Origin of the sequence: Nocardia higoensis (assembly GCF_015477835.1) — a bacterium.
GTDB lineage: Bacteria > Actinomycetota > Actinomycetes > Mycobacteriales > Mycobacteriaceae > Nocardia > Nocardia higoensis_A.
The window spans coordinates 1,073,110-1,098,514 of record NZ_JADLQN010000001.1 but is presented as its reverse complement, the minus strand read 5'-3'; the positions used below and the strand labels follow the sequence as shown (position 1 = coordinate 1,098,514).

Below are 25,405 nucleotides of genomic sequence, written 5' to 3'. Positions count from 1 at the left end.
TGTCCTCCGAATTCGTGTAGGGCGAGCTCAGCGTTCGACCAGGGCGAGCACCCGGGCCGGGCTGCCCGAGCCGCCGACGATCGGCAGCGGCGAGACGATCAGCAGCGCGCCGGTGGCGGGTAGCTTGTCGAGGTTGCGCAGGCTGGTCAGGCCCCATTTGTTGGCGCCGAGCAGCAGGTTGTGGCAGGGGAAGGCCGGATCGAAACCGGGTGCGGCGCCGGCGTCGGTGCCGACGGTCTCCACGCCGAGGCCGGCCAGTGGCGACTTCTCGGCCAGCCATCGCGCGCACTCCACCGAGACGCCGGGCGTGTGCCCCTCGTTGGTGAAGGCGGCTGTGTCCTCGCCGCGGGCTGCCCAGCCGGTGCGGTAGAGCAGCCAGCCGCCCTCGGGTAGCGGCCCGTGCTGCCGCTCCCAGTCCTCGAGGTGGGAGACCTCGAGCAGGAAGTCCGGGTCGTCGGCGACCTGTGCGGTGCGGTCGATGACGGCGGCGGGCGCGACCAGCGTCTGCAACGGTGCCTGCGAGACGTCGTGGCCGTCGCGGCCGCTCACCCAGTGCACCGGCGCGTCGAGATGGGTGCCGGTGTGTTCGCCGGTGTGGATGTTGTTCCAGTACCAGGCCGGGCCGCGGTCGTCGTATCGACTGATCTCCTCGAGTCGGAACGGGACGGTGTTGGCCAGCGGCGGCGGTAGCTGCAGGATCGGCGTGGACTCCCGCAGCGGGGTGGTGAGATCGATGATCTCGACGGCGCCGCTGCGGGTGGCGTCGACGACGGTGCTGAGTACGGACATCGCTACTCCTGCGAGGGTGCGTGGGTTTCGGACGAGTCTGGTGATCGGCGCGCCGCGGGGCTATCCGCGATGCGCGGCGGTTGTCCCGCGCACGCGGGTATCAGTGGCGGCGCAGCCGTGCCAGCGGTCCCGGCCGGGTGAGCGTGGTGGCGACCAGATGCCCGGAGCCGCCGCCGAGTCCCGGACCGGGGTGGGTCGAGGCGCCGATCTGCCACAGGCCCGGCACCGGTGTGCGGTGCCTGCCGACCGATCCGAGCGGACGCCACAGGTAGCTCTGATCGAGTTCGCCCGAACCGCCGTAGGGGTCGCCCGCGACCGCGTTGACGTTGTAGGCGGCCAGGTCCACCGGCGTCACCACGTCGACGGCGAGCACCTTCGTGCGCAGATCAGGTGCGTGCGCGGCGATCCGGTCGAGCACGCGGTTCGCGAACGCGGTCGCCAGCTGCGGTGTCCAGCCCGCGGCGGTGTCGAGTTGGCCCGCGGCGTCGCCGCGTGGGGTGAAGGGCACCTCCTGGAGTTGCAGCCACAGCGCGGCCGCACCCGCGGGCACCCGGCTCGGGTCGAGCAGGTACTGCTGGCCCACGACCACCGTGGGCCGGTGCGGCAGCAGCCCGGCTTCGGCTTCGGCGCAGGCGATCGCGGTGCCGGCCGACCCGTCGGTCAGGTGCACCAGCGGAATCTCGCCCAGCCGTGCGTCACGCCAGCCGATCGGGCTCGACAGCGCGACGTGGATCTGCATTTCGCCGCGCCCGTACCGGAACCGGGCCGCCTCGGCGCGGATGCCGGGGTCGACGGCGGTGGCCGGGAGCAGCTCGCCGTAGAGCGCGGTCGGTGTCACCGAGGCGAGCACCGCGCGCCGGGCGCGAATCGTTGTGCCGCCCGCCACCACTCCGGTCGCGCGTCCGGACTCCACCACGATCCGCTCGACATCGGTACCGGTGCGGATCCGTACGCCGAGCGAGTCCAGCAGCGACCTGAACGCGGCGACGAATTCGCCGGACCCGCCCGCGACCACCGGCAGGCCCGCGGCGTGCAGGGTGGTGGCCAGCATCGGCACCATCAGCCCGCCGGAGGCATGGTCGGGCGCCAGCCCGGCGTGCAGCAGCCACGGCGCGTACAGGTGGTCCACCTCGGGGCCACGGAAGTGGCGGCGGGTGAAGCCGCGACCGCTGGTCAGCGCGTCGCGCAGCCAGTTCTCGGTGCCGCGGCGGCCGTTGCCGCGCAGCAGGCCGGTCACCGGCCCGAGCACGGCGGGCGAGCGCAGTTCGGCGCCCATGAGTCCGCCGATCGCGGGCAGGCTCGCGGTCAGCCGCGCCACCATGTCGAGGTAGGTGGTGCGGTCCTCGGGCTCGGCGAAGGCCGCGGCGGTGCGTTCGGGGTCGCGGTGGGCGACGGTGACGGTGCCGTCGTCGGCGACGCTGGCGGTCACCCAGTCGTCGCTGTTGCGGTAGGCCAGGCCGTGGGCGTGCAGCAGTTCGCCCAGGCTGGCGTAGGCCGCGCCGGTGACAAACAGCGGATGCCAGGAGGAGAAGGTGTCGTGCCGGTAGCCGGGCAGCGTGCGTTCCTCGGTCGCGATGAATCCGCCGATGTCGTTGTTGCGTTCGGCCAGGAGCACCGACCATCCGGCGCGCGCGAGTTCGGCCGCGGCGACCAGCCCGTTGATCCCGGATCCGACGACGATCGCGTCGACCTCGGCCGGTGTGATTTCGCTCATGGCGGGGACGGTAGGAGCGCGCTCGGGGCCGCGCTATCCACTCAGCGCGAAGGCTGTGCGGATAGCGCGGCCCCGCATCACACGGACAGCGCAGCACGGACTGTGCCGGGGGTCGGCGCGGTGAGGCGGCGTGCGGCCCGGAATTCAGGCGCGGCGGTAGCCCACGAGGATGGCGTCGTCCACGTCCGGGAGGTTGACCACGATGTTGTCGGGGGTGCGCGAGGTCAGCCACACCAGCTCCTCGGTGGTGCTCATGTTCACCTCGATGTGCGGCATGAACGGCGGCACGAACACGAAGTCGCCCTCCTTCATGTCGACGTACTGCTGGTAGTTCTCGCCGAAGTAGATGCGCGCCACGCCCGCGAGCACGTATCCGCCCGTCTCGGCCTCGCCGTGGTGGTGCGGCAGCGAGCGGTAGCCGGGCTCGTTGGACACCCGGCCGTACCAGATCTTGGTGGCGGGGGTGTGCTGCGGGCTCACGCCGGACACCCGTACCGCGCCGCCGGACTGGGCGGTGTCGGTGTGCTCGTGCCCGGCCAGGGTGACGACGGGAACCGCGGTGGTGTCGAGGGTTTCGTTGCTCATCGGTTTTCCTTTCCGTCCCGCTGCGCGGGATCGTCTTCGGTGTGGAGGGTGATTCGGTTGCGGAGCAGCCCGATGCCTTCGATCTCGGTTTCCACCACGTCGCCGGGGCGCAGGTGGCGCGGCGGGTCGGCGGCGACGCCCACCCCGCCGGGAGTGCCGGTGAGCACGAGGTCGCCGGGGCGCAGTGTGGTGAAGGTGGAGATGTAGGACAGCAGCGCCGCCGGGTCGAACAGCAGATCGTCGGTGGAGCCGCGCTGTTCGGTGACGCCGTTGACGCGGCAGGTGATGCGCAGGCCGTCGCCGGGATCGACCTCGTCGGGAGTGACCAGTTCCGGGCCGAGGGGAGTGGTGGCATCGAACGCCTTGCCCTGCAACCACTGTGTGGTACGGCGCTGCCAGGTGCGCACGGAGAAGTCGTTGGCGACGGTATAGCCGGCGATTCCCGCTCGCGCGCTCGCCCGGTCGGCGTCACGCAGTTCGGCCCCGACCACGACGGCGAGTTCGGCCTCCCAGTCCAGGCCCGCCTCGTCGGCGGGCAGCCGGAGCGCGATGTCGGCGTCCCAAGCGGTGAGCGTGTCGGCGAATTTGGCGAACAGGGTGGGGTATTCGGGTTCGGCGTGCCCGAGCTCGGCGATATGCGCGCGGTAGTTGTGTCCGCAGCACAGGATCTTGCCCGGTGTGGTGACCACCGGCGCCGATCGTCCCGGCGCGGCCGGTTCGCCGGTGAGCGTGGACCGCTGGTCCGGGTGGGTGAGCAGCGCGCCGACGTCGGGTGCGGTGGTGGCGTACCAGCGCCCGTCGCGGCGGACCTGGGCGTGGGAGCCGCCGTCGTCGGTGAGGACAGTTCGCAGACGCATCGCTTGGTGCACTCCAGAGGGCTGGGCCGGGGTGGGTTCCGCGGCGGAGGAACGCGATGAGCTCTCTGCTCCGAGCCTACTCGTATATCGCGTTCTATTGACGATGGTGACAATAACACTATATTGTTGGCCGCACCACCCCTTCCCACTCCAAGCGAGGCGACATGGCTGTCGATCGAATCAATCCCGCAACCCTGGCCAAGCCGTCCGGTTTCGCCCACGCCACCCGGCATCGCGGCATCGTGCACCTGGCCGGTCAGACCGCGATGGACGCCGACGGCAAGATCGTCGAGGGCGGAATCGTCGAGCAGTTCCGCCAGGCGTTGTCGAACACGCTGACGGCATTACAGGCCGCGGGCGGGCGGGCGCAGGACCTGCTGAGCGTGACGATCTACCTGCTCGACATCCCCGACTACCAAGCCAACGGCAAGGAGATCGGGCGCATCTGGCGCGAACTGGCGGGCACCGAGTACCCGGCGATGACCGGCGTCGGCGTCACCGCCCTGTGGCAGCCCGAGGCCCTGATCGAGATCCAGGCCGTCGCCGCGATCGACTGAGCGCGCGGCCCGATCCCAGTCTCCGAAAGGGCGCAACCATGCTCACTCCCTCGGCCCACACCGATACCTTCTGCCGGGACAACCTCCCGCCGCGGTCGCAGTGGCCGGAATTCGTCTTCGACCTGCCCGCCCTGCGGTATCCGGAACGCCTGAACTGCGCGAGCGTGCTGCTCGACGGCGCCGTGGCGCGCCACGGCCGCGACCTCCCGTGCCTGTCCACCAGCGAATCCACCTGGAGCTACGGCGATCTGCTCGACACAGCCAACCGGATCGCGCGCGTGCTCACCGAGGACTTCGGGCTGGTTCCCGGCAACCGGGTGCTGCTGCGCTCGCCCAACACCCCATGGCTCGTCGCCTGCTGGTTGGCGGTGGTCAAAGCGGGCGGCGTCGTGGTCACCACCATGCCGCTGCTACGCGCGGCCGAACTGACCGAGCTCGTCGACCTGACCCGCCCGGCGCTGGCGCTGTGCGAGCACCGGCTCACCGAGGAACTCGCCGCGGCCACCGACCTGCCGATCGTGCCGGTCGGCGGTCAGGCCGCCGACGACCTCACCCGCCGCGCCGCCGTGAAACCACCGACCTTCATCGATGTCGAGACAGCCGCGGACGACGTGGTGCTGCTTGCCCCCACCTCCGGCACCACCGGAACACCCAAGGCCACCATGCACTTCCATCGCGACGTGCTCGCCATCGCCGACACCTTCGGCGCGCACATCCTCGCCCCGCGCCCGGACGATGTGTTCATCGGCACCCCGCCGCTGGCGTTCACCTTCGGGCTCGGCGGTCTGGTGATCTTCCCACTGCGGGCCGGTGCCTCGGTGGTGCTGCTCGAACGGGCCGACCCCGCCACACTGGTCGAAGCGATCGAGAAGTTCGGCGTCACCGTACTGTTCACCGCGCCGACCGCCTACAAGGCGCTGCTCAAACGCGACGACGTGCGCAAGCTGAGCACGCTGCGGCGGTGCGTGTCGGCGGGGGAGTACCTGCCCGAGTCGGTGTTCACCCGCTTCCGCGAACAGACCGGGCTGTCGATCGTCGACGGCATCGGCGGCACGGAGCTGCTGCACATCTACATCTCCGCCGCCGACGACGACATCCGGCCCGGTTCCCTCGGCCGCGCCGTGCCGGGGTTCCGCGTCGAGATCCAGGACGACGACGGCAATCCCGTGGCCGACGGCACTCCCGGCCTGCTGTCGGTCAAGGGTCCGACCGGCTGCCGCTACCTGGCCGATCCACGCCAGCGCGACTACGTGCGCGGCGGCTGGAACCGGACCGGCGACACCTGCACCCGCGACGCCGACGGCTATATCTGGTACAAATCGCGCAGCGACGACATGATCGTCTCCGCCGGCTACAACATCGCCGCCCCCGAGGTGGAGGCCGTGCTCGACCGGCACCCGGACGTGGAGGAGTGCGCGGTTGTCGGCGTGCCCGACGAGGACCGCGGCAGCATCGTGCACGCCGCCGTAGTACTGCGCGCCGGGGTCGACGGCGACGCCGGGAAGATCAGCGAACTCCAGGATTTCGTCAAGAACACCGCGGCCCCCTACAAGTACCCGCGCAGCATCGAGTTCGTGACCGAGCTGCCGCGCAACCCCAGCGGCAAGTTGCAGCGCTTCAAGGTGCGCGAACAGTGGACGGCCGCGCGATGAGCGGCATCGTGGTGGATCGGGTGGTGGACTGGCAGGACACCGACGCCGCCGGGCACTACCACCACAGCACCGTCATCCGCTGGGTGGAGGCCGCCGAGGCGGCTCTGCTCCACGGCCTCGGACTGCGCGGGCTGTTCGGCAGCATCCCGCGGGTGCGCTTCGAGGTCGATTACCTGGACCGGCTGTGGTTCGGCGACACCGCCTCCATCGCCCTGTCCGTGGCCAGGCTCGGGCGCTCCTCGGTGCGCTACGACTTCCTCGTCACCCGTGTTCCGGCGGACCCGCACCCGCCGACCCTCGCGGCCCGCGGTGTGCTCACCGCGGTGCACGCCCCCGACCCCGCGGGCGGTTCGCAGCCGTGGCCGCCGGAGGTGGCCGCCGCGCTAGGCCGCACACGGCCACCGACTACCGAACCGATTTCCCCCCGACACCAGTGAGGCTTCGATGCGAATCGCCGTGATCGGCGGAGGGCCCGCGGGCCTGTACTTCTCCGCCCTGATGAAACAGCTCGACCCGAGTCACGAGATCACCATCTGGGAACGCAACGCCCCCGACGACACCTTCGGGTTCGGCGTCGTGTTCTCCGACGAGACCCTCGGCGGCATCGAGCACGCCGACGAACAGATCTACCGCGCGATGAGCGAGCAGTTCGCCCGCTGGAGCGACATCGACATCCACTACCGCGGCCAGGTGCGCACGTCCGGCGGGCAGGGCTTCGCGGCGATGAGCCGCAAGGAGTTGCTGCGGCTGCTGCAACGCCGCTGCGCAGACCTCGGCGTGACCGTCCACTTCCGCACGCCCGCCCCCGACGTCGAGGAACTCGCGCGCACCCACGACCTGGTGCTGGCCTCCGACGGCATCAACTCCGCGGTGCGCACCCGCTACGCCGAGGTGTTCGAGCCGAGCCTGGACCCGCGGCGCAACAAGTACATGTGGCTGGGCACCGACCTGGTGTTCGAGGCGTTCGAGTTCTTCGTCAAGCACACCCCGCACGGGGTGATGCAGGTGCACGCCTATCCGTTCAGCGCCGAGCAGAGCACCTTCATCGTCGAGATGCGCGAATCGGTGTGGCGTGAGGCCGGCTTCGCCGACTTCGCGGACCGGGAGTTCGCGCCGGGGGAGAACGACGAGAAGTCGATCGCGCTGATCGCGGAACTGTTCGCCGAGGAACTGGACGGGCACAGCCTGCAGGCGAACAACTCCCGATGGATCACGTTCACCACCGTGCGCAACCGCACCTGGCGCCACGGCAACATCGTGCTCATCGGCGACGCCGCGCACACCGCCCACTTCTCCATCGGTTCGGGCACCAAACTGGCGATGGAGGACGCGCTGGCGCTGGCGGCCTGCCTGCACGAGAACGATTCGGTGGCCGGCGGTCTGGCGGCCTACGAGGCCGAGCGCAAGCCGGTGGTCGAATCGGTGCAGCGCGCCGCGCAGGCCAGTCTGGAGTGGTTCGAGTCCATCGCCCAGTACACCGACCAGCATCCCGACCAGTTCGCCTTCAACCTGCTCACCCGCAGCCGCCGCATCACCTACGACAACCTGCGGCTGCGCGACGACGGCTTCGTCGACGCCATCGACGGCTGGTACCTGTCCAGCCAGCAGGGCGCCGAGGCGCCGAGGCCGCCGATGTTCTACCCGCTGCGGCTCAAGGACGTCGAGCTGCCCAACCGCATCCTGGTCTCGCCGATGGACATGTACTCCGCCGTCGACGGGGTGCCCACCGACTTCCACCTGGTGCATCTGGGTAGCAAGGCGCTCGGTGGCGCGGGTCTGGTGATGACCGAGATGGTGTGCGTCTCGCCGGAAGGGCGCATCACTCCCGGCTGCGCCGGGCTCTACACCGAGGAGCAGGAACGGTCCTGGGCGCGGGTCGTCGATTTCGTGCACTCCGCTACCCGCTCCAAGATCGGTGTGCAGCTGGGCCATTCCGGCCGCAAGGGCGCCACCAAGGTGATGTGGGAGGGCATCGACGACCCGCTCGAGGCCGGCGGCTGGGAGACGGTCGGTCCCTCGGCCATCCCGTACGGTCCCGCCAGCCGCACCCCGCGCGAGATCACGGCCGAGGAGATGGATCGGGTGACCCAGCAGTTCGCCGACGCCGCCGCGGCGGCCGCGCGCGCCGGCTTCGACCTGCTCGAACTGCACTGCGCGCACGGTTATCTGCTCTCGTCGTTCCTCTCGCCGTTGGCCAACCAGCGCACCGACGCATATGGCGGGAGCTTGGACAACCGGCTGCGTTTCCCGCTGCGGGTGTTCGACGCGATCAAGCAGGTGTGGCCGGCCGATCGCCCCCTGTCGGTGCGTATCTCGGCCACCGATTGGGCCGAGGGCGGCAACACCGTCGACGACGCGGTGGAGATCGCCCGCGCCTTCGCCGAACACGGCGTCGATGTGCTGCACGTGTCCTCCGGGCAGGTGGTCGGGCACGAGAAGCCCGCCTATGGCCGCAGCTACCAGACGCCCTTCGCCGACCGCATCCGTCAGGAGGTCGGGGTGCCGCGCGGTGTCGCCGTCGTCGCCGTGGGCGCCATCTCCTCCCACGACGACGTCAACTCGGTGCTGCTGGCCGGCCGCGCCGACCTCGTCGCCATCGGACGCGCGCATCTGTGGGATCCGCAGTGGACCTTGCACGCCGCCGTGGAACAGGGCTACCGGGGCGAGGCCGCCGAATGGCCCGCGCCCTTCCGCGCGGGCAATCGCAAACCGCCTACCGGCCGCACCGACGGCCCGCCCCCACGCCTGGAACTGATCCGTGCGACCGCGAGGTCGGCGGCGCCCCAGCGGCGGTGGACGCCACCTCGAGTGACCGCAGCGGCGGTCTGACACCGGACTGTGCCCGGGAGCGTCATGCTCCCGGGCACAGTCGTTTCGGCGACCCGCGGGTGTCGTCGTCCCGCATACCGGCTGGCGCTCGGAGGTTGCGCGCCGCCGGGACAGGGGACCGCGTCGACGCCGGACAGGTGCGGTCCGCGACCACCCAACCCCGGCGTATCCCGTATCGGTGCCTTCGCGGCAGGGGATGGGGCCAGGACCCTCAGACGGCGGCGGCGCGGGCCTGCGCCCCGTCGGTCGCCAAACGCAAGGTCTGCGAGGGTGATTCGCCGAAGCGGTCGCGGTAGAGCACCGAGAGTCGGCCGGGATGCAGGAAGCCCCAGCGCATCGCGATGTCGGTGACGGTGGTGAGGGTGGGGTCGGCCTGCAGCAGGTCGGTGCGCACGCGGCGCAGCCGGACGTCGCGCAGAAAGGCCATCGGTGTGGTGTTGTAGTAGCGCCGGAAGCCGTCCTGCAGGGTGCGGGTGCCGATGCCCACCGCGTCGGCGATGTCGTCGACGGTCAACGGCTCGTGGGCGTGCGCCTCGATCAGTTCGGCCGCCTTGGCGATGGGTCGCGACACCACCGGCTGCGGCCTGCGGTCGAGTTCGTCGCGGTAGTTGTGCGGCTGGCCCAGAATGAGCTGACTGATCAACAGCCCCTCGAACTCCCGCACCGCGATGGAGGTCGGCGCGGCCGCACGATCGATGGCGTCCACCAGCAGTGCGAGCAGCCCGCGCCAGGTCCGGTTGGACGGTGTGGTGAGGTCCATGAGCGGGTCGAACACCAGCGGCACGGACGGCTCGCGGCCGAGCTTCTTGCGGACCGCGTCGTGTACCGTGGCTCGGTCCAGCCGCAGCAGCAGCTGCCGGTTGGCGCCCTCCCACGACATCGACACCCGGTCGCCTGGCTCGAGCACCGAGGCGACCTCGGCGGTGGAGACGAAGCTGCGCGAGCCGACCGTGATCGTAGCGTGGCCTTCCAGTGGCACTTGGATCAGATAGAAATCGTCGAGGTCGCGCGGGTCGATGCGCACGTCGGTGCCGTATTCGAGGTAGTAGACACCGGCGGTGTCCCAGCGGACGCCGTGGAAGTGCGCGTCCAGGGCGATGTCGCGGCGCAGGGGCGAGAGGCGGTGGTCGCAGAACGCGGTACCGACGGCCGAGCGGACGAGGTCGGGATCGCCGGATGTCGTGAGCTGGTGGCGGGCCAGCGGCCGGTCCTCGTACTGCAACGGCGTCCTCCACGGAAGGGTCTCAACGTATGACGATTCAATGACCATCGTCACAAACGCGCGTTGCCATTGTGTTCCCTGTCGTGGTCGGGCGTGTCAAGAATCGCGAAATCGATCCGCCGGTCCGCCTCGGCCGAGGGGCCGGGCGTCGCGACGCGTGACAGTCTGCCGTGATCGGGCTCACACTGTCCAGTTCGCTCCGCCAACCGTCGTCGACGACCCACAGACTTCGGACAACTCCCGCGCTCTGCGGATAGCTGCGCGCCCACCGTCCCCTTAGCGTGACAGCCCTCACAGCAACCAGCGTCTCGGAGGGCGTGATGCCACATTCCAGCTCACTAGCGAACAAGACCGCGATCGTCACCGGCGGAGCCACCCTGTTCGGTGCCGCGGTCGTCGAGGAACTCGTCGCCGCGGGCGCACAGGTGGTGGTCGCCGACATCGACGACACCGCCGGGACCGAGGTCGCACAGCGGTTCGACACTGCCACCTTCGTCCACACCGATGTCACCGACGACGACTCCATCGCCCGCTGCGTGGCAACCACCGTCGAACGCCACGGCACCCTGGACGTGCTGGTCAACCTGGCCTGCTCCTACGGTGACGACGGCGCCGAGACCGACCGGGCGACCTGGCGCAGAACCCTCGATGTGAACCTCGTCGGCGCGGTGGTCTTCGCCGCGACCGCGCGTCCGCATCTGGCCCGCTCGGGCGGCGTGGTGATCAACCTCAGCTCGATCTCGTCGAAGGTGGCCCAGACCGGCCGCTGGGTCTACCCGGCCAGCAAGGCCGCGATCGTGCAGGTCACCCGCAGCATGGCCACCGACTACGCCGGCGACGGCATCCGGGTGAACTCGGTCAGCCCGGGCTGGACGTGGTCGAAGATCATGGACGACCTCTCCGGCGGCGACCGCGCGCACACCGACGCCGTCGCCGCCCCCTTCCACCTGCTCGGCCGCGTCGGCGACCCGCACGAGGTCGGCCGCGTGATCACCTTCCTCGCCTCCGACGACGCCTCCTTCGTCACCGGGGCCGACTGGGCCGTCGACGGCGGCTACTCCGCGCTCGGCCCGGAACAGGCGGTGCCCGCCATTCCCCGACTCGCCGCGAACGACGCGACCGCCTAGACCACCCGTTCGAAAGGAACACACCCATGCCTTCCATCACCATCGTCGGCGCCGGGCAATCCGGCCTGCAGCTCGGATTCGGCCTGCTCGCCGCCGGATACGAGGTCCGCATAGTCTCCAACCGCACTCCCGAGCAGATCTACAACGGCCGGGTCAGCTCCAGCCAGTGCATGTTCGGCGGCGCGCTGGCGCGCGAACGCGTGCTCGGCATCGACTTCTGGGCGAACGAATGCCCGGACGTGGAGGGAATCGGCTTCACCGTGCCCGACGGCGCGGGCGGCAAGGCCATCTCCTGGGATTCCCGGCTCGACCTCCCCGCCCAATCGGTGGACCAGCGGGTGAAAATGGCCCGCTGGATGGCCGAATTCACCCAGCGCGGCGGCCGTCTCGACATCCACGACGCCACCGTCGACGACCTGGAGGAGTACGCGCGCTCGAGTGACCTGGTCCTCGTCGCGGCGGGCAAGGGCGATATCGCGACACTGTTCGAGCGTGACGCCGCCCGCTCCACCTTCACCGTCCCGCAGCGCGCCCTCGCGCTCACCTACGTCCGGGGCATGACGCCGCGCGAGCCGTTCTCGGCCGTGTCGTTCAACATGATTCCCGGCATCGGCGAGTACTTCGTCTTCCCGGCGCTGACCACCACCGGCCCCTGCGAGATCATGGTGATGGAAGGCGTGCCCGGCGGGCCGATGGACTGCTTCAACGGCGTCACCGACCCGCAGCAGCATCTCGAGATCGCGCTGGGCATCGTGCGCACCTACCTGCCGTGGGAGGCCGAACGGTGCCGCGACCTGGAACTCACCGACGACCTCGGCACGCTCGCCGGACGCTTCCCGCCTACCGTGCGACATCCCGTCGGCGTGCTGCCCTCGGGCGCGACCGTGCTCGGAATGGCCGACGTGGTGGTACTCAACGACCCGGTCACCGGCCAGGGCTCCAACAACGCCAGCAAATGCGCGTCGTCATACCTGGCCAGCATCCTCGAACACGGAGAGCGCCCCTTCGACCGCGCTTTCATGCAGGACACCTTCGAGCGGTACTGGGACTACGCCCGCTACGTCGCCACCTGGACCAACGCGCTGCTGGTCCCGCCGCCGGAGCATGTCCTGCAACTGCTCGGCGCGGCCGGGAAGAATCCCCGGATCGCGCGCCGCTTCGCCAACGGCTTCGACGACCCGCGCGACTTCTTCCACTGGTTCATGGACCCCGACAGCGCGAAGGCGTATCTCGACGACCTCGCTGTGGTGGCATGAGCGCGCGGGCGCAGCGGCGGATCGCGATCGTCGGCGCCGGGCAAGCGGGCGCCCTGGTCGCGCTGGGACTACGCAGGCACGGCTGCGCGGTCACGCTGATCGGCGACCGTGATCCCGACCAGGTGCGCACGGGCGGAGTGCTGTCGAGCCAGTGCCTGTTCGGGTCGGCGGTGCGGGTGATGGACCGAATCATCGACGGGGCGGACATCGCCGCCCCGGCCATCGACCGGCTGGCACTGACCGTCGACGGCGTCGGCACGGTGGTCTCGGCGTTCGAGACACCCGCACAATCGGTGGACCAGCGGGTGGCCTGCGCCGCGCTGATCGAGGACTTCGTCGCGGCAGGCGGTGACTTCCAGGTCGCCGATGTCGACCCAGGCCGGCTGGACATGATCGCCCGGCACCATGATCTGACCATCGTGGCGACCGGCACCGGCGACCTGGGCCGAATGTTCGTCCGCGACGCCGTCCGCTCGCCCTACGACCGGCCGCAGCGGGTGCTGGCCGTCGCCTACGTCCACGGCCTGCGGCCCGACGAGACCGGCGCGGAGCTGACCGTCACCGTCGCGCCCGGGGTGGGGGAGTTGATCACCCTGCCCGCGCTGACCACGACCGGCCCGTGCTCGATCCTGGTCTTCGAGGGCGTGCCGGGCGGGCCCATGGACCGCTTCGAGGACGTGACCGGCCCCGGCGAACACCTGCGCCGCTGCCTGACAGTGCTCGACGAGGTGTTCCCCGCGGTCGCCGAGCGCGCTCGGGAGGTGGAACTCACCGACGAGAACGCGGTGTTGCGCGGCCGGCTCACCCCGATCGTGCGCAAGCCCGTCGCCTACACCGCCTCGGGACATCCCGTGCTCGGCCTCGCCGACGCCGTGGTGCTCAACGACCCACTCACCGCGCAAGGCGCCAACAACGCCGTGCACGCGGCGGGCAGCTACCTCGACGCGGTGCTGCAACGAGGGACACGACCCTTCGACGCGGAATGGATGCACGAGACGTTCGAATCGTTCTGGCGCAGCTGGGGCCGATGGTCGGTCGCCTGGACCAACCGCGTCCTGGGTGGGCTGCCCGCGCACGTCGTGGACCTGATCCCGGTAGCGGCCGAGGAGCCCGCGGTGGCCGCGCTGTTCGCGGCCGGCTTCGACGATCCGAGCACCCTGCACGACTGGTGGTTCGACCGCGCCGACGCCGAGCGGATGCTCGCGGCCGTCCGCGCCGCCGACCGTCCGGCGGATCCGCGTGCACTGCGCAACGCCTTCGGCCAGTACGCCACCGGCGTCACCGTGGTCACCACCCGCGCGCCGGATGGCCGCAAGATCGGCGTGACCGCCAATTCGTTCACCTCGGTGTCGCTGGATCCGCCGCTGATCGCGTGGTGCCCGGCCAAGAAAGCGCCGAGTCTGCCCGATCTCATCGCGGCCAGTCATTTCGCCGTGAATGTACTCGCCGCCGACCAACACGAGCTGTCCCGGCAGTTCGCCACCCCGGCGCCCGACAAATTCGCCGACGTGGCCTATCGCGACGGCATCGCCGGCGTACCGCTGCTGGACCGCAGCATCGCGCGCTTCCAGTGCCGCACCGTGCAACGGGTGGAGGCAGGCGACCACATCATCTTCATCGGCGAGGTCGAGCACTTCGACACCAGCGACGGCGCGCCGCTGGTGTTCCACTCCGGCGCCTACCGCATCGCCGCCGAACACCCCGACTTCGTCTGATTTCCGCGCCGGGGTGATCCGGCGGAAAGGACCGCTCTGTGGGCAACTACATCGATATCGTGAAACCCTCCGGCGAACGCTTCGCCGCGTATCTGGCTGCGCCGCCGCGCGGCTCCGGCCCCGGTCTGGTGTTGTTGCAGGAGATCTTCGGGATCAACGACTACATGCGCCGGATGGCCGACCAGTTCGCCGAGGAAGGCTACGTCGTCCTCGTGCCCGACCTGTTCTGGCGCTCGCAGCCGCGAGTCGAACTCGGCTATGACGAGGCAGGATTCGCCCGCGGCCTGCACCTGCGCGACGAACTCGACCTCGATTCGGCCCTCTCCGACATCGCCGATACCGTCGACGCCCTGCGCGCGATGGGGGACCAGGCCGACCAGGCCGGTGGTGTCGGCGCGGTCGGCTACTGCCTCGGCGGTTTGCTGGCCTACCTGTCGGCGGTGCGGCTGCCCATCGACGTGGCGGTCAGCTACTACGGTGTCGGCGTGCACGAGCATCTCGACGAGGCCGCGAAGCCGGGTGTCCCGATGGTGTTCCATCTCGCCGAACTCGACCACTATTGCCCTGAACCCGCACGCCGGTCCATCCGCTGCGCCTTCGACGGCAACGACCGCGTCCGGATCTACGACTACCCCGGCGTCGACCACGCTTTCGCCACTTTCGGCCGCGACACCTACGAACCGCTCAGCACCGGCATGGCCTACTCCCGCACGCTCGAGGCGTTGCGCCAGGCCATCGGCCCGCGCTACGACCTGTCCGCCCTGTGGGACGGCCACATCCACTACGAATTCGAGGCGCGCGACGTTCCGGCGACGATGGCGACGATGGTCGCCGAGCCCTACGTCAACCACATTCCCACACTCACCGGCGGCGTCGGCTACCGCGACCTGTCCCGGTTCTACGCACACCACTTCGTGCACAGCAATCCCGCCGACACCAGGTCGATCCCGATCTCGCGAACTATCGGCGCCGACCGCATCGTCGAGGAACAGCTGTTCTGCTTCACCCACGACCGCGAGATCGACTGGATGCTGCCCGGTGTCGCGCCGACCGGCCGCTACGTCGAGGTGCCCCTGGTGGCGATCGTGACATTCCGCGGCGACAAGCTCTACAACGAGCACATCTACTGGGACCAGGCGAGCGTCCTGGCGCAGATCGGCCTGCTCGACCCCGCGGGCCTGCCCGTATCCGGGTCGGAGCAGGGCCGCAAGCTGGTGGACAAGACACTGCCATCCAACGAGCTGATGCCGAACTGGGCTGCGAGCGAAGGGAAGCCGATCAGCTGAGTGCGGCGGGCGACCGGCTCACGCGCCCGGGGAGCGCTTGCCGTGGATCACAGCGAGTGCGTGCTTGTGGGCCGGCGAGCTCAGTGCCTCGTTCAGTTGGTCGAACAGCGTGCCCGCAGCCTCACCGGGCCAGGCGGGCGGCAGCAGCGACAGCGGGATGCCCGGATCGAGGTAGGGCAGGCGCCGCCATTGGGTGAGCATCGGCACGTAGAGCTGGAAAGCCTCGCACGGGGTGATGTCCTCACTCGTCACGCGGTACAGCACCGGCCGATACCGCTGGAGGAATTCGGTGTAGAGCGCGGTGAGTTCGTCCAGATCCCACCAGGTGGTGACCTTCTCCCGCAGATCACCGAACCCCAGGTGCCGGCCGGTGAAAAGGTCTACATAGGAGGACAATTCGCGCCGCTGCAACATCTGCTCGGTCTCGCGGGCCAGATTGCCCGGCGCCACCCACACGCCCGGCGCGGCGGTACCGTAACCCAAGCGGGTCAACGTTGTTCGCAGCGAATGGCGCTTCTCGCGCTCGGATTCGGGTACCGAGAACACCGCGACGACCCAGCCGTCGTCCTCGGTGGCGCGAGTGCGATGGAAGATGCGGGTGTCGCCCTCGGCGAGCGCCTCCAATGTCTGTGGTGCCGGCGAGTAGCCCGCCGCTCCCGCGTGCCGCTCGCTGACCAGCACGTTGCGGCGCTTGAGCCGCGAGATGGAGGAGCGGACAGCCTGGCCCTCCGCGCCCAGATCGGCCATCAGTGCGACCACCGAGGCGACGGAGAGCCAATTGCCTTCCGCGCGAGCGCACAAGCCGAAGATCGTGATGATGAACTGGGCGAGGCGAGTATCCCGGCCGCCCGCGGCGCCGGTCGATTCGATCTCTGCCGTCATGCCTGCACCATACGTCACGGGGGTGCGCGTCACGGAGCTCGCCGTGACCGGTGGACGTGACTGTCGCGGTGGGTCTCCGAGCTGCCTCCCTCGATCAGCGAGCCAAAGGAATATATTCAAGATTTGACTGTCGTAACAGATACGATATATTCGGGGGAGCCGGCGGGCATCGCCGGTGACGTCCGAACGTTCGACCGGCTGGAGCGCTGATGACCCACACCTCGACGACGACCTCGGGGATTTTCACCGCCGCGATCACCCTCACCCCGGCGCAACCCGAGCACTTCGACCTCGCCTTCACCGCCACCACCCAGCCCTGCCCGTGGCCGAAGGCCTACGGCGGCGACCTGGTGGCTCAGGCGGCGGTGGCGGCGATCCGCTCGGTTACCGACGGCAAGACCCTGCACTCCATGCACAGCTACTTCCTGCGCCCCGCCGATATCGGCGCCGAGGTCCGCTACGAGGTGGAGGTGTTGCGGGACGGCCGCGGCTACAGCACCCGGCAGGTGCGCGCCTACCAGAACGGCAAGCCGATCTATGTCGGCCTGGCCAATTTCGCCGCGGGGGAGCCCGGCGGCAGCTACGCGGCGACGCTCGCCGAGACCGTCCCGGACCCGGACACCCTGCCCAGCTCGGCCGACTACCTACGCGACCGCAGCGGTGGCTCGATGACCGAGGAATCGAAGGCCTACTGGTCGGCCGGACGCAGCTTCGACATGCGGCACGTGCCTACCCCGGTGTACCTGGAGATCGACGGCGAGCGCGCCCCGCATCAGGCTGTCTGGGTGAAGCCGTTCGACCCGCTGCGCCCGGTCGAGGGTCTGCACGACGACCAGCGCGACCTGGCCGCACTCGCCTACGTCTGCGACTACACCATCCTCGAGCCGACTCTGCGCGTTCTCGGCCTCCCGTGGGCCGATCCCACCCTGGTCACCGCCAGCCTCGACCACGCCATGTGGTTCCACCGTCCCGGCCCGCTCGACGACTGGCTGCTCTACGTCCAGGACGCCGTCGCCGTCGAGTCCGGCCGCGGCCTCAACTACGGCCGCTTCTTCGCCCGCGACGGCCGCCACCTGGCGACAGTGTTGCAGGAAGGCATGATCCGCAAAGGATGATGCGGAGGGGACCGACCACAGGGCCTCTAGTTGACATAATGTAGATTATCGGCGCGACAACGGGATCGGCGAGAGGGGTCGGTTTCTTCGGCGTTCGCGTGATGTGTCGCCTCTTGTGCGCGCCGACCCAGCTTGCCTCGGACCCCTGGCTCGCCGCGGCTCGGCGCGACCGTTCGGTGTCGACCACGTGCTTCCGGGTGCGTGAGGACAAATCGGCGTTGCCCGGGCTGTGTGCGCCCGGGTGATGTTTCGGCCCGCCGGAAATTTTCCGGTCTCGAATCCGGCATGTGGATCGGTCGATTCAGCGGGGCGGCCGCGCGCGGATACCCCTCCCCTGTCATGCTCGGCGCCCGATCTTGAATCGTCACGTGACGCTTCGAGAGTGGGGCAGTGGCCACCTGACAAGCGTTGGGTCGCACAATTTTTGGCCGTGTGCATCACCTAACGGGTGTCGATAGGGTGATCGGTGGCCTCGGATCGGATCAGGGGCTCGTATTCGAGAGGGGATTCTTCATGCGTGTCTTGGTGACCGGGGCCAATCGCGGAATCGGGGCGGCCATCGCGGCGCGGCTGGTCGAGGAGGGGCACACCGTGTGGGGCGGTCATCGGGGTAAGGGCGTGCCCGAAGGGGTCCTGCCGGTCGAGATGGATGTCACCGACGACGACTCGGTCGACCGGGCTTTCACACACATCGAGCAGACCGACGGTCCGATCGAGGCGGTGATCGCCAATGCCGGCATCACCGAGGTCAAGTTGATCATGCGGATGACCAGCGCGGAGTTCGGTCGCCTGGTGGACACGAACCTCACCGGGGCGTGGCGGGTCGCGCAGCGCGCCAGCCGCAATATGATCAAGGCCAAATACGGTCGCATGGTGTTCATCTCGAGCGCGGCGGGTACCGATGGCATGGCCGGGCAGGTGCACTACGCGGCCGCGAAGGCCGGTCTGGTCGGGATGGCGCGCTCGCTGGCGAAGGAAATCGGCGGCCCCGCACGGAATTTCACCAGCAATGTCATCGCGCCCGGATACACCGATACCGACATGCTCGCCGCGGTCCCGGACGCCAGGCTCGAAGCCGAGCTGTCCACGATCCCGTTGGGCAGGCTCGGCAGGCCCGAGGAGGTCGCGGGCACGGTGGCTTTCCTGCTCTCCGACGACGCCGCGTACATCACCGGTGCGGTGATACCGGTCGACGGCGGCGTCACACTCAGGTGAGAATATGAGACGAATCTGACGAAAGTATCTCGTGTGGTGAGGGGGTCGGCGGTAGCCTGAGCGGAGGACCGTGGAAGGTGGCGCGAGGAAACATGAGCACTGAGACCATCGCTCGGCAGTGCACGCTGTGCGAGGCGCATTGCGGCATTCTGGTAACCGTCGAGGACACTCAGGTCACCCGGATCGAGGGCAATCCCGACGATGTGCTGTCCAAGGGCTACATCTGCCCCAAGGCCACCGCGATGGCCGGCCTGCACCACGATCCCGACCGGCTGCGCACCCCGGTGAAGCGGGTCGGGGACGAGTTCGTGCCGATCGGGTGGGACGAGGCGTTCGCCGAGGTCGGGCGGCGGCTGCGCGCGGTGCGCAAAGAACACGGGCCGCACGCGATCGCGATGTATCTGGGTAATCCGGCGGCGCACAGCTCCTCGGTGCTCTACGGCGTGCTGCTGCGTGTCGCCCTGTTGACGCGCAATTTCTTCACCGCCTCCTCGATGGATCAGTTCCCGCAGGAATTCGCCGCCTGGCAGATGTACGGGTCGAATCTGCTCATGCCGGTAGCCGATGTCGACCGCACCGATCGGCTGGTGATCCTCGGAGCGAATCCGGCGGTGTCCAACGGATCGGTGACCACGATGCCGGGCGCCAAGCAGCGCATCCGCGCGGTGCGCGATCGCGGCGGCGCGGTGGTGGTGATCGACCCCCGCCGCACCGAGACCGCGCGACTGGCCGACGAGCACGTCGCGGTCGCCCCGGGCGGAGACGTGTATCTGCTGCTGGCGATGCTGCACGTGCTGGTGACCGAGAAGCTGTGCGATGAGCGTGCGGTGCGGCAATCGTGTTCGGGGTGGGACGAATTGCGCGCCTTGGTGGCCGAGGTGACGCCCGAGGCGATGGCCGGGCCCGCGGGCGTGGACGCGGAGACGATCCGTCGGCTGGCGCGCGAGCATGCCGCGGCGAAGTCGGCGGTGCTGTATGCCCGGGTCGGGGTGTGTCAGCAGGTGACCGGGACGTTGACGCACTGGCTGGTGAACACGATCAACGCCGTGACCGGGAATCTGGATCGTCCGGGCGGGCAGATGTACTCCACTCCCCCGGTCGACGCGCTGGCGTTCGCTCGGTTCCTCGGTGTCGGGTACGGGGCGTGGACGGATCGGTCGGGTGCCTACAAGTCGTTCCGCGGTGAGTTGCCGGTGGCGGCGCTGGCCGAGGAGATTCTGACCGAGGGGCCGCAGCAGGTTCGGGCGATGGTCACCTACGCCGGTAATCCGGTGTTGTCGACGGCGCAGGGCGGTCGGTTGCCCGCGGCGCTGGAGTCGTTGGATTTCTATGTGGCCGTGGACATGTACATCACCGAGACGACTCGGCACGCCGACATCATCCTGCCGCCGATCTCGCAGCTCGAGCGTGAGGATCTGAGCATCCTGTTCCCGGTGTTCAGTGTCCGCAACAATGTGCGCTTCGACGCGCGGGTGTTCGAGCCGCCTGCCGACGGGCTCGAGGACTGGCAGATCCTGGCGCGTTTGGTGACCGAGGTGCTGCCGTTGCCGGTACGCGGGGTCAGCGGCCGGGTGGTGAACGCGCTGTTCGGAGTGGCTTCGCCGATGCGGTTGACGGGGTTGGCGATGGCGACCGGACCGTACGGGGTGTTGCGGCGGGGACGCGGGGGTGTGACGATCGCGAAGCTGCGGCGCACACCCGGTGGTGTGGATCTCGGTCCGTTGCGGCCGCGGTTGCGGTCGATCATCGCGACGAAGGATCGCAAGGTGCATGTGGCGCCGGAGGAATTCGTGCGCGCGGCACGGGAGTTGGTCGCCGAGGCGGCGGCGGGGCGGTCGTTGACGGTCGCGCCGGACGGGTTCGATCTGAAGTTGATCGGTCGGCGTCATCTGCGCAGCAACAATTCCTGGCTGCACAACCTGCCGTCGATGGTGAAGGGCCGGGTTCGGTGCACGGCGTTGATGCATCCCGATGATGCTCGGACGCGCGGCCTGGTCGCGGGCGACGAGGTGGAGGTGACCTCGGTGACGGGGTCGATCGTGGTGGCGCTGGAGATCAGCGACGAGATCCGCGTCGGCGCGGTGGCTGTGCCGCACGGGTGGGGGCATCGGGAAGCCGGTGTCGGTTGGTCGGTGGCGGCGTCGCTGCCGGGGGCGAATGCGAATCTGTTGCCCGATCCGGCGTTGGTGGATCCGTTCTCGGGGGCTTCGGCGGTGAACAACACCTGGGTGCGGGTCACTCCCGTGCGTGTCGGCGACACTGCGGAGCAGGGCGCGCGGGTCGATGTGGGGAATCCGGCCTCGGTGTGAGCCGAGGTCGATTCCGATTCGAGGTGAGTCGGCGGGCGGTCGAGAAGTGCGCGGCGGCAGCGCGCCGGTCAGTCGTGAGTGTAAGAGTAGATCAGGCGTTTGTACTGGGTGAGCAGGTCGTCGAGTGAAGTGCCGTCGCCGCCGCCCGCGGCGATCTGCTGGTAGCCGACGAGCATGGCCATGCCCATCGAGGTGACCACGGTGGCGGTGTGGTCGTCGCCGATGACGTTGCGGACGGCTTTGTGGACGGTGCGGCGGCGGGATTCGTCGACGCGCTTGAGGGCGAGGTTCACCGATTCGTCGTTGGCGGCCCAGGCGCGGATGGCGGCTTCGGCGGCGTGGTGCAGGCCGAGGGCGAGGTCGGACATGGCGGTGACGTCTTCGTCGGGGTTGCCCTGGTTGAAGTTGCGTCCGCGCAGCAGCAGGATCTGGCGGTTCTCCCAGTGTTCGAGCAGGGTGTCGACGAAGCCCTGCCAGCTGCCGAAGTGGTGGTAGAACGAGCCGCTGGTGACGCCGAGCCTGCGGCATAGGACGCCGATGTTGAGTCCTTTGAAGCCGAGTTCGGCCAGTACCTCGAGAGCGGTGTGGAAGTACTGCTCCTTGGTGACCACTCGTGACATGCGGCGCCGTTCTGTTGGTTCGGGTGGGGGTGGGAGAAGCAGGTCGAGGCTACCGCATCGGTGCTGGTGCGGGTCGTGAATCCTGTAGTGCGCGTGCGCAACACCGCACATTTCGGACCCCATACATAATAGAGCGGATGCTCTGTTATTGTCTGCGTATGCCACGACCCCGCGTGCACGACCCCGACGTCGTGCTCGATGCCGCCGAAGCGCTCGCCGCGCGTTCGGGTCCCGCGGCGGTGACGGTCCGCGCGGTGGCCACGGCGACCGGAATGTCCAACGGCGCGCTCTATCACACGTTCGGTTCGCGCGCGGGCCTGCTGGGACGAGCATGGTTGCGCGCAGCCCACCGGTTCCTCGAGGTGCAGCGTGAACTCGCCGAGGGTGCCGGTTCGGACCCGGTCGAGGCCATCGTCGCGGCCTCGGAAGCGCCGAGTGTGTTCGCCGAACGCTTCCCCGCATCGGCTCGGCTGGTGCTCACCGTGTCCCGCGACGAACTGCTCGGGGCCGATCTGCCCGCCGAACTCGCCGAGCAGATCGGCGCGACCGAGCGGCAAGTGGTCGATCTGCTGATCGGGTTGGCGGTGCGCCTGTGGGGGCGGCGTGACCGGCGCGCGGTGGAAGTCCTGACTACCTGCCTGGTGGATCTGCCGACCGCTCTGCTGTTACGTCGCGACCGGTGGGCCGACCCGGTCGCGCGCGAACGGTTGCGGGCCGCGGTCCGCGCGGTCCTGTCCATTTCGCCACCCACTGTCAGCTCTGACGACATCACACCATCGGAAAGGGAAAACCTGTGACCACCCTCGACATTCGCGATTCCATCGCCGTACTCGATCTCGGCGGCGACGAGAACCGCTTCTCCCCCACCTTCCTGGAGGAGGTCGACGCGCACCTCGACACCGTGCTCGCCGAGGGGGCGCACGCGTTGGTGACCACCGCGACCGGCAAGTTCTACTCCAACGGCCTGGACCTGGAATGGCTGGGCGCCAACGCCGACCGGATGCAGTGGTATGTCGGCCAGGTGCAGTCGTTGCTGGCGCGGGTGCTGACCTTCCCGCTGCCGACCGCGGCCGCGGTCAACGGTCACGCGTTCGGGGCAGGGGCCATGCTGGCGATCGCCCACGACTACCGGTCGATGCGCGCGGACCGCGGCTTCTTCTGTTTCCCCGAGGTCGATATCCGGATTCCGTTCACCCCCGGCATGGCGGCGCTGATCCAGGCGAAACTGACCCCGAAGGCACAGATCGCCTCGATGACCACCGGGCGTCGCTTCGGCGGCGCGGACGCCGCCGCGATCGACCTCGTCGACGCGGCTGTCGCCGAGGAGGCGGTCACCGAGGCCGCGCTCGACATGGTCCGACCGTTGCTCGGCAAGGATTCCGGCACCATGGGCGCGATCAAGAACACCATGTTCGCCGACGCCGTCACCGCCCTCACCGAGAGCTGACCGGGCGAGGCGCGGGTCCGCAACGAGGGGTGCGGACCCGGCCCCGGCGGTAGGTTCGACACACAGTGAGCCCGCACCGTCGCGGGTCGCAGCAAGGAGGTCCGCACATGTCCGACGCCGCCACCCTGGAACGCCGGGGCGCTGTCGCAGTCATCACCCTCAACCGCCCCGACGCCATGAACGCCGTGGACTCGGCGCTGTCGAAGGCCGTGGGTGCCGCGCTGGAAGAGTTGGCCGGCGATCCCGAACTCCGCGTCGGCGTCGTCACCGGCGCCGGCCGGGCATTCTGTGCGGGCGCCGACCTCAAGGCACTGGCCCAGGGCCGCGACATCGGCGATCCCGAGCATCCCGAATACGGATTCGCCGGACTGGTCCAGCATTTCATCGACAAACCGCTCATCGCCGCCGTCAACGGATTCGCCCTCGGCGGCGGTACCGAGATCATGCTCGCCTGCGATCTGGCGGTGATGAGCGCCGAGGCGACACTCGGTCTGCCCGAGGTCAAGCGGGGCCTGGTCGCCGCCGCCGGCGGTCTGCTGCGGCTGCCGCGTCAGATCCCGCAGAAGATCGCCCTCGAGATGGCCTTGACCGGCACGCCGATCGACGCCGCGACCGCGCTGCAGTGGGGGCTGGTCAATCGAGTGGTGCCCGCCGACGAGGTGCTGACCGTGGCGGTCGAACTGGCCGACACCATCGCGGCGAACGCCCCGCTGGCGGTGCGCGCGTCCAAGCGGATCATCCACAAGGCCGCCGATTTCGGGTCGGACTGGGACGCGCCGATCTGGCAGATGAACCTGGAGCAGACCATCCCGGTGTTCATGAGCAAGGACGCCGCCGAAGGGCCGCGCGCGTTCGCCGAGAAGCGTGCGCCGCAGTGGCGCGGCCAGTGATGCCGTGCGGCGGACGCGGCCGGTGATGTCCGTCCGCCCCGTCCGCCGGACGACGACATTCGGCCGTCAGCGGGTGTGAGCGCGTCGGCGGTGGCAGGGGCTTGCCGCCGCCGATACTCCGGGCGCGATACTCCGGGCGTCGGAACGTGGCGAGCGAGTCACCACTCCACCTCGAATCCGCGATGCTGACCACCATCGTCGAACGGGTTGCTCCCGTCACGAGGTGACAACCTCTGATATCGGTTGCTGCAGATATGCTGATGAGCGTGGTGTCCGCGCTGTCGCCGATGCTGGCTACTGCTGGAGTGCCGCCCGCCGACCCGCGCGGGTGGGCCTTCGAGATGAAATGGGACGGCATGCGTGCCGTCGCCGACACCACCTCCGGTGAGTGCGTGCTCTACAGCCGCAACGCCAAGCAGGTGACCGGCTCCTTCCCCGAGATCGCCGACGCGGTGACGCGGTGGGTCGCCGACCACGGCGCGGTGCTCGACGGGGAGATCGTCGCGCCCGGCGGTGCACACGGTGCGCCGTCGTTCTCCCGATTGCAGCGCCGCATGCACGTACAGGTGCCCTCGGCGCAGCTCATCCGTGAGGTGCCGGTCCTGTACATGATCTTCGACCTGCTCGTCCTCGACGGCAGGCCCACTGTCGCGCTGCCCTTCGCCGAACGCCGTGCGCTGCTGGACCGGCTCGACCTGTCCCACCCGCCGCTGCAACCCTCCCCCGTGTGGACCGATGTCGACCCCGAGCGGCTGGCGGCCGACGCCGCTGACCACGGACTCGAAGGGATTGTCGCCAAGCGGCTGGACTCGTCGTACCGGCCCGGGGCGCGCAGCCGCGCCTGGATCAAGATGCCGCTGCGCAAGACCACAGAAGCGGTAATCGCCGGATGGTTGCCCGGGCAGGGTTCTGTGCGCGGTTCGTTCGGTTCGCTGATTCTCGGCGCCTACGACGACGAGGGCCGCTTGGTGCACATCGGCAATGTCGGCACCGGCTGGAAACAGCACGATCGCACCCTGTTGCGCGCCCGCCTCGACGAGCTCGCACGGCACGATTCTCCGTTCGACCTGCCTGTGCCCCGGGCGATCGCTTCCACAGCGCATTGGGTGCGTCCCGAACTCGTCGCCGACATCGAATATCGCGAAGCCACCTCCGAAGGTCTGCGTCACCCCAGCTGGCGGGGACTGCGCATCGACAAGAATCCCGACGAGGTCCACTCGCCGAGCAGTTGAGCGGAGGATGCTCACCGGGTGGCGACCCGGTGGGAAGGCCGAGGAGCGTCGGAACCCGGAGGGCTCGAGGGCTTCACGCTGTCATCGTGGGCTCATGGTGACAACA

At 69.3% G+C, this 25,405-nt stretch carries 22 protein-coding genes; 15 read left to right on the top strand and 7 right to left on the bottom strand.

What is annotated here, in order from left to right; translation table 11 throughout:
* Positions 1-27: 27 nt before the first annotated feature.
* The 4 genes from IU449_RS05010 to IU449_RS04995 form a co-directional block, all read right to left on the bottom strand.
* Positions 28-789: a cyclase family protein gene (locus IU449_RS05010; RefSeq protein ID WP_195000754.1), complete on the bottom strand. Its 762-nt coding sequence runs from the start codon at positions 787-789 to the stop codon at positions 28-30.
* A 100-nt stretch (positions 790-889) separates the two neighbouring features.
* Entirely contained in the window at positions 890-2,503 is a 1,614-nt protein-coding gene (locus tag IU449_RS05005) for a phytoene desaturase family protein (RefSeq protein WP_195000753.1), read from the bottom strand.
* A gap of 144 nt (positions 2,504-2,647) precedes the next feature.
* Positions 2,648-3,088, bottom strand: coding sequence for a cupin domain-containing protein (locus IU449_RS05000; protein WP_195000752.1), 441 nt, complete (start codon positions 3,086-3,088; stop codon positions 2,648-2,650).
* A complete protein-coding gene (locus IU449_RS04995; protein ID WP_195000751.1) occupies positions 3,085-3,945 on the bottom strand; it encodes a fumarylacetoacetate hydrolase family protein in 861 nt (286 codons plus the stop codon). The genes IU449_RS05000 and IU449_RS04995 overlap by 4 nt, the downstream gene beginning before the upstream one ends.
* Positions 3,946-4,109: 164 nt before the next feature.
* Between IU449_RS04995 and IU449_RS04990 the strand changes: the two genes are divergently transcribed.
* The 4 genes from IU449_RS04990 to IU449_RS04975 are packed head-to-tail and all read left to right on the top strand — an operon-like array spanning position 4,110 to position 8,983.
* Positions 4,110-4,502, top strand: coding sequence for a RidA family protein (locus IU449_RS04990; protein ID WP_195000750.1), 393 nt, complete (start codon positions 4,110-4,112; stop codon positions 4,500-4,502).
* Positions 4,503-4,540: 38 nt separating this feature from the next.
* Positions 4,541-6,154 (top strand): AMP-binding protein, encoded by a 1,614-nt coding sequence (locus tag IU449_RS04985; protein ID WP_195000749.1) that lies wholly within the window; start codon positions 4,541-4,543, stop codon positions 6,152-6,154.
* Complete coding sequence (locus IU449_RS04980) at positions 6,136-6,591, top strand: acyl-CoA thioesterase (protein ID WP_324188096.1); 456 nt, start codon at positions 6,136-6,138, stop codon at positions 6,589-6,591. The genes IU449_RS04985 and IU449_RS04980 overlap by 19 nt, the downstream gene beginning before the upstream one ends.
* 7 nt (positions 6,592-6,598) lie before the next feature.
* Complete coding sequence (locus IU449_RS04975) at positions 6,599-8,983, top strand: bifunctional salicylyl-CoA 5-hydroxylase/oxidoreductase (RefSeq protein ID WP_195000748.1); 2,385 nt, start codon at positions 6,599-6,601, stop codon at positions 8,981-8,983.
* 211 nt (positions 8,984-9,194) lie between these two features.
* On the opposite strand, the gene IU449_RS04970 is transcribed toward IU449_RS04975, so the two are convergent.
* Positions 9,195-10,205 (bottom strand): AraC family transcriptional regulator, encoded by a 1,011-nt coding sequence (locus IU449_RS04970; protein WP_228803707.1) that lies wholly within the window; start codon positions 10,203-10,205, stop codon positions 9,195-9,197.
* A 320-nt stretch (positions 10,206-10,525) separates the two neighbouring features.
* On the opposite strand from IU449_RS04970, the gene IU449_RS04965 reads away from it, so the two are divergent.
* From IU449_RS04965 to IU449_RS04950, 4 genes are read left to right on the top strand one after another with little or no spacing between them, the layout of a single operon-like run.
* On the top strand, positions 10,526-11,332 hold the full coding sequence (locus tag IU449_RS04965) for an SDR family oxidoreductase (RefSeq protein ID WP_195000747.1): 807 nt from the start codon (positions 10,526-10,528) through the stop codon (positions 11,330-11,332).
* A gap of 26 nt (positions 11,333-11,358) precedes the next feature.
* Positions 11,359-12,588: a styrene monooxygenase/indole monooxygenase family protein gene (locus IU449_RS04960; RefSeq protein WP_195000746.1), complete on the top strand. Its 1,230-nt coding sequence runs from the start codon at positions 11,359-11,361 to the stop codon at positions 12,586-12,588.
* Positions 12,585-14,303 (top strand): flavin reductase, encoded by a 1,719-nt coding sequence (locus IU449_RS04955; RefSeq protein WP_195000745.1) that lies wholly within the window; start codon positions 12,585-12,587, stop codon positions 14,301-14,303. The genes IU449_RS04960 and IU449_RS04955 overlap by 4 nt, the downstream gene beginning before the upstream one ends.
* 38 nt (positions 14,304-14,341) lie before the next feature.
* Positions 14,342-15,589, top strand: a complete 1,248-nt coding sequence (locus IU449_RS04950; RefSeq protein ID WP_195000744.1) for a dienelactone hydrolase family protein — start codon at positions 14,342-14,344, stop codon at positions 15,587-15,589.
* An 18-nt stretch (positions 15,590-15,607) separates the two neighbouring features.
* Here IU449_RS04950 and IU449_RS04945 read toward each other — a convergent pair whose 3' ends face one another.
* Complete coding sequence (locus IU449_RS04945) at positions 15,608-16,471, bottom strand: PaaX family transcriptional regulator C-terminal domain-containing protein (RefSeq protein ID WP_195000743.1); 864 nt, start codon at positions 16,469-16,471, stop codon at positions 15,608-15,610.
* A 209-nt stretch (positions 16,472-16,680) separates the two neighbouring features.
* On the opposite strand from IU449_RS04945, the gene IU449_RS04940 reads away from it, so the two are divergent.
* From IU449_RS04940 to IU449_RS04930, 3 genes are all read left to right on the top strand, one after another.
* Entirely contained in the window at positions 16,681-17,586 is a 906-nt protein-coding gene (locus IU449_RS04940; RefSeq protein ID WP_195000742.1) for an acyl-CoA thioesterase, read from the top strand.
* A 513-nt stretch (positions 17,587-18,099) separates the two neighbouring features.
* Positions 18,100-18,801, top strand: coding sequence for an SDR family oxidoreductase (locus IU449_RS04935; protein WP_195000741.1), 702 nt, complete (start codon positions 18,100-18,102; stop codon positions 18,799-18,801).
* A gap of 92 nt (positions 18,802-18,893) precedes the next feature.
* The gene (locus IU449_RS04930; RefSeq protein WP_195000740.1) at positions 18,894-21,110 is read left to right on the top strand and encodes a molybdopterin-dependent oxidoreductase; all 2,217 of its coding nucleotides are present in this window, start codon (positions 18,894-18,896) and stop codon (positions 21,108-21,110) included.
* 68 nt (positions 21,111-21,178) lie between these two features.
* Here the strand turns inward: IU449_RS04930 and IU449_RS04925 are convergent, their stop codons facing one another.
* Positions 21,179-21,730, bottom strand: a complete 552-nt coding sequence (locus tag IU449_RS04925; RefSeq protein ID WP_195000739.1) for a TetR/AcrR family transcriptional regulator — start codon at positions 21,728-21,730, stop codon at positions 21,179-21,181.
* A gap of 158 nt (positions 21,731-21,888) precedes the next feature.
* Here IU449_RS04925 and IU449_RS04920 point away from each other — a divergent pair, with 158 nt between their 5' ends.
* The 4 genes from IU449_RS04920 to ligD all read left to right on the top strand — a co-directional run bounded on the left by IU449_RS04920 (position 21,889) and on the right by ligD (position 25,299).
* Positions 21,889-22,527, top strand: a complete 639-nt coding sequence (locus IU449_RS04920; RefSeq protein ID WP_195000738.1) for a TetR/AcrR family transcriptional regulator — start codon at positions 21,889-21,891, stop codon at positions 22,525-22,527.
* Entirely contained in the window at positions 22,524-23,177 is a 654-nt protein-coding gene (locus IU449_RS04915; protein WP_195000737.1) for an enoyl-CoA hydratase-related protein, read from the top strand. The genes IU449_RS04920 and IU449_RS04915 overlap by 4 nt, the downstream gene beginning before the upstream one ends.
* A gap of 107 nt (positions 23,178-23,284) precedes the next feature.
* A complete protein-coding gene (locus IU449_RS04910; RefSeq protein ID WP_195000736.1) occupies positions 23,285-24,067 on the top strand; it encodes a crotonase/enoyl-CoA hydratase family protein in 783 nt (260 codons plus the stop codon).
* A 260-nt stretch (positions 24,068-24,327) separates the two neighbouring features.
* Entirely contained in the window at positions 24,328-25,299 is a 972-nt protein-coding gene (ligD, locus tag IU449_RS04905; protein WP_228803705.1) for a non-homologous end-joining DNA ligase, read from the top strand.
* The last annotated feature ends 106 nt before the right edge of the window (positions 25,300-25,405 follow it).